Source organism: Paenibacillus assamensis DSM 18201, assembly GCF_000422445.1.
In the GTDB taxonomy this organism is placed as follows: domain Bacteria; phylum Bacillota; class Bacilli; order Paenibacillales; family Paenibacillaceae; genus Paenibacillus_B; species Paenibacillus_B assamensis.
Genome location: NZ_KE383837.1, coordinates 416779 through 430935 on the forward strand (window position 1 = coordinate 416779; position 14157 = coordinate 430935).

The window sequence follows — 14157 nt, forward strand, 5'->3', positions numbered from 1 at the left end:
CAACTTGTACTTAGAAAATAACACGAGTACTCCAACAATCTATACTACTTACAAGGAGGGAAGCATCATGTGCGGACGCTATACATTAACCGTGACGTGGGAGGAACTACTTGCCTACTATAAGCTTGAACGGGATATCGGACTCCCTCCCTTGCATGAACCGCGATACAATATTGCCCCAGGACAAATGGTACCCGCCATTATTCATGACGGAAGCAAGCTGCGACTAGGTCCTTTGCGTTGGGGACTCGTCCCTTCGTGGGCCAAAGATGATAAGATGAGCTGGCGCACCATTAATGCTCGTGCGGAGACGCTTACAGACAAGCCTGCCTTTCGCATTCCTTTTCAACGTAAACGCTGTATCATCCCTGCTGACGGCTTCTACGAGTGGAAACGAGTCACCAACAATGACAAGCAGCCGATGCGTATCGTACCACGTGATGGAGGGCTGCTGCATTTAGCTGGTTTATACGATACATGGCAGGATGAGCAAGGCAAGCGTATTAGCACCTGTACCATTGTTACAACGACACCGAATCGAGTGATGGAAGAGGTTCATGATCGCATGCCCGTCATTTTAAGCGAGCAGCAGCTGCCACTATGGCTGGAGCGAAATGAAACCGATGTCCAGCAGCTTCAATCGCTGCTAGCCCCTTGTCCGAATGAATGGCTGACTATGTACCCTGTCGATTCTATGGTCGGAAATGTAAGCAATGATTCACCAGCGTGCATCGAACCAACTGAAACTCCGCCAATGCTGTTTTAGCTCTGTTCATACTGTCTTGTCTTATTGTCTGTTAAGACCGTATAAATTGTACCTTTTACCCGTCATCAAGCCGTTATCCAACATCCCTGACAAGCATACATTGTTAGTAGTGAGTTCGCAGGACATCCTGCCTATTCACAAGGAGGAAAGAGAGATGAGACATAACGGCTTTACAACTAAAGACATTGACGATCTTTTAGCACAGCTTGTCCCTGAGGGCAGCCCTGCCTGCTTGTCTGTTGCGTTGTGGAAACATAACCGCATTGCTTATCAATATATAAAGGGTACCTATGCATCCGTACGTTCATGGCGAGATATTACACCCAGCACCCCTTTCAATATCGGTTCAATTACGAAAGTAATCACTTCCCTAGTTATGCTGCGTATGGAAGAACGCAACCTACTATCCGTACAGGACAAGATTGTCGACTATTTGCCGACTTTCCCTCACGATGATGTAACGATTGAGCAAATGATGACTCATTCAGGGGGATATGAAACCATACAAACTGTACTATGGCCCAAATGGAATGAGAGTATGGTGAAGTTTGCAGCTCAACTGGGGCCTTTGCTGCAGCGGAAATACGAGCCTGGCACAAGGACCTGCTACTTTCCGCACAGCCATTTTTTTCTCATGCAAATTATCGAAAAAGTAAGTGGACAAAAGATTGAGCGAATTGCTCATCGCGAGCTATTTCAACCGTTAAATATGAAGCATACCACCTATGACATGAGAAGGTTCAAACCTAGAACCTATGTGCTCCCATGCACATTGTATCTAGAAGAAGGAGATTTACGGTATGATCGTCTCCGGATAACCGGCGACAGCAACCTGTACTCAACTACGCATGATTTACTTAAGCTTGCTCAAGCTTTATTGAATCCATATGGAAAGACCCCTTTATCCCAATCACTTATCGATCGAGCACTGGGCAATGAAGCATTCAAACAACCACATGCACATACTTCTGTATTTTTCAAAAAAGGAGACGTTGCCCTCTTCCCTTTCTTCTCAAAAAGCCATTCTCCTGCTGTAGTTGGACATACTGGCTTTACAGGTTGTATGTTCTGGATTGACCCTGAGCAAGAAATAGCGGGCACGATACTAAGCAATATGCCGCCATTTAACGATGCAGCCGTGTATGCTAACCTCAATGAAATTTTATTGCATTGGAAAGAATAATGCCTCGCAGAACTTCATCCCATAATGGCTTTATCTCAACCTCCAAAGGCATACGGATTGCACATACTCGTTCAAGTGAGCATGGTTCTTCAACCATTTCATATTTTTCTCCGTTATTAATGAGCAAAATATGAAAATTCCCACGAACGAGATGAGACAGGACGGATTCTAATTGCTGAACCTCGTCCATCGTACCATGCAAACGCACAAACAATAGACGATATCCGGAGTCACAAATATGGAGGAATCGAGTAATTCTCCGAATGAGTTTCTCGTGGAACACAGGGTAAGCATTGAGATCATGTTTCATAGTACTCCAATCTAAAGCCAAATCATGCACTAACGTAACTTTATAGTTCAAGTCATACAGCAGTTGTTCACCAGAATCTTGTTTAACAAACGTCAAATTTGAAGGAGACATAAAGTTTTGAAACCTCAGCTCAAGTAACTTGCATACATGCGGCAGTGATGGCGACAGCATCCAATCCAACACGCCACTGCAAGGGCGCAACCCATGTTCTCTCAACTGAATAGCCCCTAAACACTTGCTTCCTAAGCTAAATACACCGTCATAAACCCCTCGAATCTGATCTAATCTCACCTAGTTGTCCCTCCTCTTCCTACAATGTATGCGTAACAGTTGGAATCAGCTTGTGCACAAAAAGAGCCAAGATTACCCATCTTGGCTCTTAAACATGTTCTTGACTGAAGTTATGTTGATACACACAAGCGTTACACATAATTAACGGAACATCGTCCACAGTTTGAGCAGATGAAGCGTGTTATTCGGGTCAATTTTTTGCGCAATAATAAACTGTACAAATTGTTCTTCCTGTGTTGCAGATAAAGGCTCATTCACAATTTTTGCACCTTGGCGCAGCAGCTTCCGAACCGTTGCTGTATGTTGCAAATCTGCTTTTGTAACACCTTGAAATAATTGCTTAAGGCGATCTTTCACAACCGGATTACGTGTCTTGTCCTTCACTCGTTGAACGAGCTGTGGGCTGATACCGTACTTTTGATAACTCACGTGACCGCTACACCTCCAGCATAGTATATTGTCCGCTTGTATATGAGGTCTACAGGCGACATGGCATAGAAGCAATAACCATTGTTACATTGTATGCAAATAGGCTCGTCTACTGTGCTCAGTATTGCATCTGGATTGTGCATCATCCATATTGTTCTATGTCCATCTATGCTCTACGATGGTCTTGCTACAAGCTAATCAATGCAATCCATATATAGAACGCCATAAACAAATAACAAAAAAGCTATGCCCTCTCATGCAAGCATGAAAGAAGCACAGCTTTGATTGTTAAACCTTTGGTGTTAAGCCCATTAATCCAATTGTTCGCCCTGGAATAACTGCTCCTGCTGTACGGCATCACGCAGCAATTGATATTCCTGAGAAGTCCAGAAATCCTCGGAACGAATGAGCTCCGCCGCATCATCACGAGCTTGCTCCAATACAGCAAAGTCACTAGACATGTCCGCAACTTTGAAATCTGGCATGCCGCTCTGTTTCGTACCGAAGAAGTCACCAGGCCCTCGAAGCTCCAAATCCCGCTCAGACAGCTCGAAGCCATCTTCTGTCTCCGTCATTATGCGCATCCGTTCTTGACCAACCTCAGACTTCGGATCGGCAATGAGCACACAGTACGATTGATGTGCGCCACGACCTACCCGCCCCCGCAGCTGATGCAGCTGGGACAAGCCGAATCGCTCGGCATCCATCACGATCATCAAAGTCGAATTTGGTACATCGACACCAACCTCGATAACCGTCGTCGAGACGAGCACATGTGTTTCGTTCGCACTGAACAGCCTCATCGCTTCGTCCTTCTCTGCTGCATTCATACGACCGTGCAGCAATCCCACCTTAAGATCAGGAAATGCCTGCTGCATCTGTACATGCACATCGATGGCATTCTGTACATCCAGCTTGTCCGACTCTTCGATTAATGGTGTAATGATATACGCTTGGCGTCCAGCCGTCACTTCACGACGGATAAATCCAAGCACTCGGTCCAGCATCTCATGCTTGACCCAGTACGTTTTAATCGGTTTGCGCCCAGCAGGACGCTCCTTAATCGAAGAAACATCCATATCGCCAAATGCCGTAATAGCAAGTGTGCGAGGGATTGGCGTCGCCGTCATGAGCAGCACATCTGGATTATAGCCTTTATGGCGCAGTACGCTGCGTTGATTCACACCGAAACGATGCTGCTCATCCGTAACGACCAAGCCCAGATTGCGGAAATGGACATCATCTTGGATAAGTGCATGCGTGCCAACGACAATGTGTACCGTACCCATTTGCAGGGCACTCAGTACATCGCGTCGCTTACGTGCCGTTAAACTTCCTGTTAACAGACCTACTTCAATACCGTGCGGTCCAAATAGCTTCGTCAAAGAGCGCATATGCTGCTCCGCCAATATTTCAGTAGGTACCATTAAGGCTCCTTGATAGCCGCTGCGAACAGCAGCATACAAAGAAACGGCAGCAACGACCGTTTTACCAGAGCCAACGTCCCCTTGCAGCAGTCGATTCATACACAACGGAGAACGCATATCACTGAGAATATCCGTCACAGCCTTCTTCTGCGCTTCTGTCAATTCAAATGGAAGACTGCGGACAAACTCACGAACGGTAGCGTTAGAAGCGTCATGCACAACTCCGTCTGCTCGTTCGCGTGTTATCGCACGGAACATATGCAGCTTAAGCTGGAACAACAGCAGCTCCTCATAGACCATACGTCGTCGAGCCTGCTTGCCAATCTCCACATTATCAGGCTGATGCATCGCTTGAATGGCTTGCTTCCGCGGCATCAATTTGTAACGCTGCATAAACGAAGCAGGCATAATCTCTGGGATTGTCTCGCCAAACTGAACAAATGCCTGTGCCATCGTCTTGCGCATCCACGTCTGCGTAATCTTTCCTCCAACCGAATACACCGGTTGGAACGTGTCTCGACGCTGTGTACCTTGACCGGGGAACTCCGAAGTGGACACCGTTAATTGCAATCGGCGCTGATCCCACTTCCCAGTCAATACAATATCTCGTCCTTGCGTTAGCTGTTCACGTAAATAAGGACGATTGAACCAAGTCGCCGTTACGAGCCAGCTTTCGATCATCACACGACAGGACAAGCGAGACTTCTTGCCAAATCGCTGCATCACTGGCTCACTTACGATACGACCTTCAACTGTAATTTTATCGCCATCTTTGACTTCACTAAGCTGGCGTACTCGAAAATCATCATAACGAAATGGAAAGTACAAGAGCAAATCAGCCACGGTAGAAATGCCAAAGGCGTGAAGCTCTTGTTGTTTCAAAGCGCTCACGCCTTTAATCTGTGTTACCGGAATAACCGTATAATCAATCATGAATTCAATGGATCTGGATCTGGACTAGCTGGGCGAACGAACACCGCAACCGTTCCATGTCCAACATGCGTGCCGATAACGGCACCAATACGAGTATATTGAACAGATTGTACGTCGAATTGAGACTTCAATTCTGCAACAACCGTATCGGCTGTAGATTTCTCCGTGGAGTAACCAACCCCAACATCTACAGGTTGATCACCAAAATGCTCTTTGTACATCTCCAACACACGCTGAAGCAACCGCTTCTGCCCGCGTACTTTCTCAACTGCATAGACTTCGCCTTCCTTGTCGATCGACAAGATCGGCTTAATATTAAGCAGCGTTCCGAGCATAGCAGAAGCTTTCGCTATGCGACCGCCCTTTTGTAGATACTCAAGTGTATCTACAAGGAAGTAAAGCTTCTGCTCCTGCTGCAATTGAGCAATTCGAGCTAAAATAGCATCCTTATCGTATCCAGCTTGAGCTAGCTTAGCAGCTTCTAAGACATAGACCCCAATACCGAACGAAGCGGACTTCGAGTCAATGACCGTTACATCCACTTGCTCTTCTTCCAGCATACTGCTCGCAAGCAGTGCTGACTGGTACGTTCCACTCATCGCTGCGGAGAGATGAATAGAAATGATCGCACAATCTGGTGACTGTGCCTCAAGACGCTTGTAAACTTCCAAAAACTCAACCGGAGAAGGTTGTGATGTCGTTGGCAGCTTCGAAGCGTTAGCTAATTTTTCATAGAATTGGTCTGGGCTAATCGTTACTGCATCTTGATACATTTCATTGCCGAAATGCACTTTCAGCGGAACCATCTCAATGTTGTAACGCTCCCTTAATTCCTGGGGAATGTCCGCTGTACTGTCCGTAACTATACGTACGTTGGCCATGTTTTGACTCCCTTCCGATGCTTATAACCAGATTCTATTCGATCGAGATTAAATAGGAGTAAATCGGTTGTCCACCTTCATGAACTTCAACCTCAGCATCCGGGTAATGCTCTTCAAGCCATTCTACCAGCTTCGCTGTATCTTCTTCCTTCGCATCTTCACCCGTAAGCAAGGTAATGATTTCGCCACCGTCTTCCATCATCTTGAGAAGAAGCTGTTGACACGTTTCTGTCAAGTCCTCTGTCGTAGCTACAATCTTACCACCAGAAATACCGATGAAGTTACCAGCTTTAATCTCCAAATCATCGAATGTCGTATCACGTACTGCGTATGTCAATTGACCTGATTTTACATGTGCAATTGCATCCTTCATTACTTGGATGTTCGTTTCTACACTTTCTTCTTCTTGGAAAGCAAATGCAGCCGAAATTCCTTGCGGAATCGTCTTCGTTTCCAATACCGTTACTTCTCGCTCAACGATCTCAGCAGCTTGTTTCGCTGCCATAATGATGTTCGAGTTGTTCGGCAAAATGAAGATATGCTGTGCAGAGATGTTATTGATCGCTTCCACAAAATCTTGCGTGCTCGGATTCATCGTTTGTCCACCGGACAATACAATATCTATACCCAAGCTGCTGAAGATATCCGTAACACCTTGACCCATCGCAACAGCGATAAACCCGTATGCAGCAATCTCATCTGCTGGCGGTTCAGCCATAACAACATCAGCTGCGTTTTCATGAACAGGCATATCAGCGAATACATCCGGCATTGCAGACAATTCGCCCTCATGTTCAAGCAATTCGCGATGCTGCTCTCGCATGTTCAAAATATGAATGCGGATCAGTTCTCCGTACTGCATAGAAAGGTCCAGCACTTCACCTGGTTTGCGAGAATGCACATGGACCTTCACAATCTCATCATCTTGGATAATGATAATTGAGTCACCATTCTTCGCTAGCGCTTGCTCATACACATCCTCTTGGAAAGGACGTCCCGTAGAACGAGAAAGATCAATAAAGAATTCCATATCGTACAAGAATTCGATATCTTCTGTATCCAGCTTTGCTTGCGCAGAAGTATGCTTGTCCGCTGCCTTCAGCTTCTCAAGTACAGATAGATCTGGTGCTGCAGGTGTTGCAACAGCAGAAGTTACAGAAGCAACATCGGATCCACTGAACTCCTCAATAGCACTCATAAATCCTTCATAAATATAAACAAGACCTTGACCGCCAGAGTCTACAACTCCAACCTGCTTAAGGACAGGAAGAAGATCAGGCGTCTTAGCAAGGGCTTCATTCGCCTTTGCCAATACCTCACGCATCAGGTCGGCAACGTCTGGTGTGCGGCGCGCAATATGTACCGCATGCTTCGCTGCCTCTTTGGCAACGGTAAGAATCGTACCTTCAACAGGCTTAACAACCGCCTTATAAGCAGTATCAACACCTGCTTGAAGTGCATGTGCAAACTGAACAGCGTTAATCTCATCCATACCTGCTACTCCACGGCTGAATCCGCGGAATAACTGCGATAGAATAACGCCTGAGTTTCCTCGTGCACCCATCAATAGACCTTTAGACAACACCTCTGCAGTCTTGGAGATAGATGGGGACAATTTGCCTTTCATCTCCGTAACTCCAGCAGTCATCGTCAGGTTCATGTTCGTACCTGTATCACCGTCCGGCACCGGAAATACGTTAAGTGCGTTAACGTATTCAGCATGGCGGTTCAATGACTCAGCTCCGCTTAGCACCATATTGGAAAAATGTGTTCCATTTAATGAACGAATGTTCAACGAATATTCCCCTTCCTAGCTTAGTACACGCACGTCCTGCACAAAGATGTTAACTTGATCAACCTGAAGCCCGACTACCTCGTTCAACACATACTTTACTTTAAGTTGAATGTTGTGCGCTACTTCGGAAATCTTCGTACCGTAACTTACGACAATGTACAAATCTATATGCACATGATTGTGTTCGCGGCGAACTTCGACACCGCGTGACAAATTCTCACGTCCTAGCAGTTCTGCAATGCCGTCCTTCAGTTGCTTGCGTGAAGCCATGCCCACGAGACCGTAGACCTCCATCGCCGCCGAACCTGCAATAACCGCGACGACTTCTTCGGAGATGTTTACTTTCCCTAGTTCCAATCCGAGTTCGATGGCCATGGTTGGTTCACTCCTTTTTTTGAGTATTATGGACTAATCATTATTGTACTATAATAGAAAAAAGAAATAAACAACCCAAATATATAAAGTTTTCGTTTCAGTTGACGAGCCAAATCCGCCTATGGTATGATATTGGAGTATTTGAATTGAGCAAATGAACGTATGCATTGGTTGCTTTTTGGGGATAAAGGAGGTGTTAAGCATGGCTCGCAAATGTTTTATTACGGGGAAGAAAGCAGGCTCCGGTAACAACCGTTCTCACGCGAACAATAAAACTCGCCGCTCTTGGGGAGTAAACGTGCAGAAGGTTCGCATCTTGGTTGATGGTAAACCTAAACGTGTTTACGTGAGTACACGTGCTTTGAAAGCAGGTAAATTGACTCGCGTCTAATACCATGCACCATATACAAAAAGCACCTGGTCTTCCAGGTGCTTTTTCTCTATTCACTTACTCACTACCCCCTTGCTGCAGCTAGAGCTTAGCACGCCCTATAAGCAGCCACTTCACTAGACAACACGTTTCCGCCCCGTACGAACTAGATTACAATCAAGTTGGATGGAATGACAACGGAGTTCGCCATATGGCCGCCTGGAGCATCAATTTTTATGAAACGTGTTTAAAATGGCTTTGACGAATCCCCCCAAAAACTTCGGCAGCTTAAATGTATAAAACTTCATCCATTTCCACCCTCCTCGCAATTCTCAGTTATCCCTAAACAGTGAGCTCACTATCATAGCCACAAAAAAAGGTTACATGAGACCATTCCTCATGTAACCATCATATGCTGTCGGTTTCCCTCGTATGCTTGTCTACCCTTTCAAATAAATCATAACCATCAAATTAAGCATTAATAGGCAGCTTTTTTGTGTATTCTACCATGGCCATTAAGACGAGAAATGCGAATAAATAAAAGATAGACAGCACAACAAACGTAATGCGCATGCCTCTCGTTTCAAACTTGCGGAAGAACCACACACCTACGAAAAAAGCACCTAGCGAAGCGATTAAATTATACGGGAATGGAATAAACGCATACCATCCAATTAATGACCCACAAAGAAAGCTCGTTGCTCCCAATGTTAAAGCTTGCCGCCAGTTCAAGCCCTCTCCCCCTTTAATTGGTCATTACTTACCTTCAGCTGCACGGCGGATTGCTGCAATCGCAGCTCCGCGATCAGATTGACCATATACAGCACTTCCTGCTACAAGCACGTCTGCTCCTGCCTCTGCTACCGCTCTAGCTGTTTCTGTGCTAACGCCACCATCCACTTGGATGTGCATAGCATGATTGCCTTTAGCATCTGCTAGACTGCGTAGACGGCGAATTTTATCTAATGTATTGGAAATAAACTTCTGCCCGCCAAAGCCCGGATTTACGGTCATAACAAGCGCCAAATCCAGATCTGGAATGACTTCTTCGATAGCTGCAAGAGAAGTATGCGGATTAATCGCTACTCCAGCCTTAGCACCGGACTCTTTAATCTGATAAATGACACGGTGCAAATGTGAACATGCTTCCGCATGCACGGTAATAATATCTGCTCCCGCCTTCGCGAAGTCTGCTACATATTTCTCAGGTTCTACGATCATCAAATGAACGTCCAGCGTCAACTTCGTCAAAGGACGAATCGCTTGAACCGCAATTGGACCGAATGTCAGGTTAGGCACAAAACGGCCATCCATCGCATCGATATGAATCCAATCCGCGCCACCGCGCTCGACATCAAGCACATCTTCCCCTAGACGTGCAAAATCTGCTGATAAAATAGAGGGTGCAATACGTATCATCTTAGTTAGTACCTCCGCTTTTTGTCTTTCATTTCTTCCATAAAGAGCTGATAATGCTCGTAGCGGGATGACGAAATATCGCCTTCCTCCAATGCTACCTTCACACGGCAGCCTGGCTCATGCGTATGCGTACATCCACGGAATTTGCATGATTCAGCATAGGTGCGAAACTCACGGAAGCAGCTAGCAAGCTCCTCTACACCGAGTTCCAAGAAGTCCAGTTGGCTAAATCCTGGTGTATCAGCAATGTAACCTTCCCCTGTCGCCAACGGAATAAGTTCCACGTGCCGAGTCGTATGCTTACCGCGTCCCAATCGGTGACTGATCGCATTCGTCTCTAGAGATAGCCCTGGGAACATCGCATTAAGCAGCGATGATTTACCCACGCCAGACTGTCCGGCAAATACGCTTATATCATCAGCCAGCAGCTCTGAGAGCTTATCATAGCCCCAACCTGTCTTTGAACTTGTTTCGATCACATCGTAGCCAATGGAACGATACAGCGCAACCGCATCCTTCAACTTCGCTTCTTGCTTGCTGAATTGTTCATCAGGCAAATCCGAGATCAAATCCCATTTCGTCAGTACAATGACTGCATCAAGTCCAGCATGTTCAATATGTACTAAGAACTTGTCCAGCAGCTGCGTATTCAGATCGGGCTCTAATACCGAAAATGCTAATATGGCAAGACTAACATTGGCAATTGGAGGGCGGATAAGCTCACTATGGCGCTCATCGATGCCTTCCACTGTACCTTCCCCATTGTCAGTCATTGAAAAGTTGACACGATCCCCCACTAGGGGGGATATGCCCTTCTTCTTGAATACGCCTCTCGCTCGGCATTGAACGACTGCATCCATCGACTCACCGTCTGGGCGCACATAGTAATATCCGCTCAGCGCTTTCACGATCAAACCTTTTGGCATCACTTAACCTCCATGCCCCGCATGTTCGCCATCCTGGGCATTTTCATTATCTGACTCAGAGGACTCACCCTCGCTTCCACTTTCCCCTTCGCTAGGAGGAGGACTTTCGCTGCCCCCAGTAGGCTCCGTTGGTGCTGAAGGCTGGATCTGAGGAATCGGCACCGTACCTTGCTTCACATCCACATAAGTTACGGGATAAGCACCCAAATATTCACCATCTCGTTCGACGGATACAACTCCATCCTTCCTTGGATCTACAACAAGATCAACACTGAATATTTGTGTCGTACTGATCTTTCTTTTTTCCAATTTTACATTCTCTCCACGTGCGTCGGTATACTTGATTTCAATCGTACTCAGTTTACCTTCTTCCTTAGGAGGAACCGGAATTTGGAGGCTGTATTCCACCGCGTCTTCAGGATATCCAGAACTTACATAGATACTTACTTCTGTTCCTTTTGTCACAGGCTCGTTTGGATAATGAGGCAGCTGCTTAATGACTTGCCCTTGCGGCAGATAGCTCTTTTCTTCAATAATGCCTTCAGGCTGCTTGAGCTTCAATCCAAGCGATTCTATTTTGGCAATGGCTTCTTCCTTCGTAGAGCCGACCAGGTTTGGCATTTTGAACGATTCCTTGCCTTTGCTCACTTCTAACGTCACTGAGTCTTTGAGCGGATCGATATTTTCACCAGCTCCCGGTGTCATAGACACTACCGAATCTTCAGCCACGTCATCACTAAAGACAGGTTTACGGTGAACACGCTTGCTGTCAAAGCCCATATCAAGCAGCATCTTAACTGCGTCGTCATACGTTTGACCGATCAAATTCGGCAGCGGCTTGTCAGGCTCGCCTTCACTAACCGATATTTTAATAGAGGCGCCTTCTTTCACTTTCGTTCCTGGCGCTTTACTCTGTTCGAATACAATTCCTTTCGCAACACCCGCTTGCGGCTTGCGAATAATAGGATCTTCCAACACAAGCTTAAACTTCTCCAGCTCTGCCTTCGCCTCAGATTCCGTTAAGTTCACTAATTCAGGAACGCTAATCTCTTCAACAGCCAGCAGGCTTTTCACATAAAATACAACACCGATCATAATAGCAAGGAATACCAAAGTTAATGTAATCCATAATGTTGGTTTTACCCATTTTTTCTGTACTGGTTCAGCGGAAGATGATGGTACAGATTGTACAGCTCCCGCTCCCTCCTGCATACTCCCTCTAGGGGCCAAAGACTGACGTGCATTGGCAGTCGATGAAGAACTACCAACCGGTGGCTCTGACTGATGATCAAACCCTTTCGTCTCCACATATCTACCTGCTGACGCACCCGTTTGCGTATCTGACGGAAGAGCATCCTGTTCATAAGGAAGACGAATAGCCGGCATTACGCGCGTCTCTTCGTGATCCCCGTAATGATAATTGGGAGTATTAGGAGACACGAATCTTACTTTGGATTCACGCAAACGTTCCGGCTGGAGTGCCGTTTCTAGATCACGCATCATTTCCGCTGCGGATTGATAGCGTTCATCCGGATTTTTACGCATGGATTTTAAAATAACGTTCTCCACACTTTGCGGAATACTCGGGTTTAATTCACGAGGCTCCTCAAATGGCTCCTGCAAATGCTTAAGCGCAACGCTAATAGGGCTCTCACCTAAGAAGGGAAGTTTGCCTGTCAGCATTTGATACAGAACGATACCTAATGAGTACAGATCGGATTTCTCTCCTGTTGAAATCCCTTTCGCATGCTCAGGTGAAAAATAATGTACCGAGCCTACTACGGATCCTGTTTGTGTAATCGTCGAAGACGTTACGGCTCTAGCAATACCGAAGTCGGTTACTTTCACGCGACCATTTGAACCAATTAAAATGTTATGCGGTTTAATGTCACGATGAATAATATGATTGTGATGGGCATGATCAAGCGCATCGCAAATTTGAGTTGCAATGCGAATCGCTTCTTCTGACTGAAGCGGAGCCCGTTCTTTAATAATCTCGTTTAAATTCTGGCCATCGATGCATTCCATGACGATATAATGCACTTCATCCTCTTGTCCTACATCATAAATGCTTACGACATTGGGATGGGATAATGATGCGGCCGATTGTGCTTCGCGTCGGAAGCGGCGAACGAATTCCTCGTCATGCACGAATTGCTGACGCAGCACCTTCACAGCTACGTAACGATTCAGCAGTACATCCAGCGCTTTGTACACAAGCGCCATGCCACCCTCACCAACACGAGCAATAATTTCATATCGACCTGCTAATGTAGTTCCTATCACGAGTTCCACCCCACTTTCTCTGCAACACTTGCTTGAGCTTGGGCAAGAATCACCGTAACGTTATCATCTCCACCAGCTTCTACCGCCTGTTCAATCAATCGATCTGCAATCACTTCCAGCGGTAAAGACGGATCAACGATGGTCGACCATATTTCTTTCGTACTAATCATATTCGTTAAGCCATCGCTGCAAAGAAGCAGTGTTTCATCCTGTTCCACACGAAGTGGCGCTACATCCACGCGCACACGAGCGTCCGTGCCCAGCGCACGGGTAAGCACATTGCGACGTGGATGATGATTCGCTTCTTCCTGCGTAATTTGACCTGACTTCAGTAATTCATTGACGAGTGTATGGTCATCGGTGAGCTGCCGAATATGTTCCGGGCTAATGATATAAGCACGGCTGTCCCCAATATGAGCAACCGTTCCTTCATCCTGTAGAAGCAGCGCAGCGACAATCGTCGTTCCCATGTTGTTGTACTTCTCATCTTGCGATGCAATATGATAAATCGTATCATTTGCTCGAAAAATAGCACTTTTCAAAGCATCTTCTCTATCCTTCTCATCTAACTCAGAAGGTAGCTGTCTCAGCTCATTTACAACGGTTTCGACGGCCAAGCGACTTGCAATATCACCAGCTTGATGTCCCCCCATGCCGTCAGCGACGATAACGAGCGTGTAGCCGTTAGGCAGCGTCGCTGCATAAGCACGATCTTCATTTACTGCGCGTACTTTGCCAATATCAGAACGGTGCACAGCCTTCATCT

General features: G+C 46.2%; 15 protein-coding genes. 3 read left to right on the forward strand and 12 right to left on the reverse strand.

Features of this window, described 5'->3' with window-relative positions; genetic code table 11:
* The first annotated feature begins 67 nt into the window (after positions 1-67).
* Entirely contained in the window at positions 68-766 is a 699-nt protein-coding gene (locus H580_RS0116255; RefSeq protein WP_028595718.1) for an SOS response-associated peptidase, read from the forward strand.
* 154 nt (positions 767-920) lie between these two features.
* Positions 921-1949, forward strand: a complete 1029-nt coding sequence (locus H580_RS0116260; RefSeq protein ID WP_028595719.1) for a serine hydrolase domain-containing protein — start codon at positions 921-923, stop codon at positions 1947-1949.
* Here H580_RS0116260 and H580_RS0116265 read toward each other — a convergent pair.
* From H580_RS0116265 to H580_RS0116290, 6 genes are all read right to left on the reverse strand, one after another.
* Complete coding sequence (locus H580_RS0116265; protein ID WP_028595720.1) at positions 1918-2550, reverse strand: DUF1796 family putative cysteine peptidase; 633 nt, start codon at positions 2548-2550, stop codon at positions 1918-1920. The genes H580_RS0116260 and H580_RS0116265 overlap by 32 nt on opposite strands.
* A gap of 141 nt (positions 2551-2691) precedes the next feature.
* A complete protein-coding gene (locus H580_RS0116270) occupies positions 2692-2979 on the reverse strand; it encodes a stage VI sporulation protein F (protein ID WP_028595721.1) in 288 nt (95 codons plus the stop codon).
* A gap of 311 nt (positions 2980-3290) precedes the next feature.
* The gene (gene recG / locus H580_RS0116275; protein ID WP_028595722.1) at positions 3291-5339 is read right to left on the reverse strand and encodes an ATP-dependent DNA helicase RecG; all 2049 of its coding nucleotides are present in this window, start codon (positions 5337-5339) and stop codon (positions 3291-3293) included.
* On the reverse strand, positions 5336-6220 hold the full coding sequence (locus H580_RS0116280; protein WP_028595723.1) for a DegV family protein: 885 nt from the start codon (positions 6218-6220) through the stop codon (positions 5336-5338). Before H580_RS0116280 ends, recG begins: the two co-directional genes overlap by 4 nt.
* 34 nt (positions 6221-6254) lie before the next feature.
* Positions 6255-7976, reverse strand: a complete 1722-nt coding sequence (locus tag H580_RS0116285) for a DAK2 domain-containing protein (RefSeq protein ID WP_036605477.1) — start codon at positions 7974-7976, stop codon at positions 6255-6257.
* Between the two features lie 54 nt (positions 7977-8030).
* Complete coding sequence (locus H580_RS0116290) at positions 8031-8390, reverse strand: Asp23/Gls24 family envelope stress response protein (RefSeq protein ID WP_028595725.1); 360 nt, start codon at positions 8388-8390, stop codon at positions 8031-8033.
* Positions 8391-8592: 202 nt separating this feature from the next.
* Between H580_RS0116290 and rpmB the strand changes: the two genes are divergently transcribed.
* Positions 8593-8781 (forward strand): 50S ribosomal protein L28, encoded by a 189-nt coding sequence (rpmB, locus tag H580_RS0116295; protein WP_028595726.1) that lies wholly within the window; start codon positions 8593-8595, stop codon positions 8779-8781.
* A 206-nt stretch (positions 8782-8987) separates the two neighbouring features.
* Here rpmB and spoVM read toward each other — a convergent pair whose 3' ends face one another.
* From spoVM to H580_RS0116325, 6 genes are all read right to left on the reverse strand, one after another.
* Positions 8988-9068 carry a stage V sporulation protein SpoVM gene (gene spoVM / locus H580_RS24565; protein ID WP_018751565.1) on the reverse strand — a complete coding sequence of 27 codons (81 nt, stop codon included), beginning with the start codon at positions 9066-9068 and terminating at the stop codon, positions 8988-8990.
* 163 nt (positions 9069-9231) lie between these two features.
* On the reverse strand, positions 9232-9492 hold the full coding sequence (locus H580_RS0116305; RefSeq protein WP_036605372.1) for a hypothetical protein: 261 nt from the start codon (positions 9490-9492) through the stop codon (positions 9232-9234).
* A gap of 24 nt (positions 9493-9516) precedes the next feature.
* A complete protein-coding gene (gene rpe / locus H580_RS0116310; protein WP_028595728.1) occupies positions 9517-10179 on the reverse strand; it encodes a ribulose-phosphate 3-epimerase in 663 nt (220 codons plus the stop codon).
* 5 nt (positions 10180-10184) lie between these two features.
* Positions 10185-11105 (reverse strand): ribosome small subunit-dependent GTPase A, encoded by a 921-nt coding sequence (rsgA, locus tag H580_RS0116315; protein ID WP_028595729.1) that lies wholly within the window; start codon positions 11103-11105, stop codon positions 10185-10187.
* A 3-nt stretch (positions 11106-11108) separates the two neighbouring features.
* Positions 11109-13391 carry a Stk1 family PASTA domain-containing Ser/Thr kinase gene (gene pknB / locus H580_RS24570; protein ID WP_051217505.1) on the reverse strand — a complete coding sequence of 761 codons (2283 nt, stop codon included), beginning with the start codon at positions 13389-13391 and terminating at the stop codon, positions 11109-11111.
* Entirely contained in the window at positions 13388-14155 is a 768-nt protein-coding gene (locus H580_RS0116325; RefSeq protein ID WP_028595730.1) for a Stp1/IreP family PP2C-type Ser/Thr phosphatase, read from the reverse strand. The genes pknB and H580_RS0116325 overlap by 4 nt, the downstream gene beginning before the upstream one ends.
* Positions 14156-14157 lie beyond the last annotated feature (2 nt).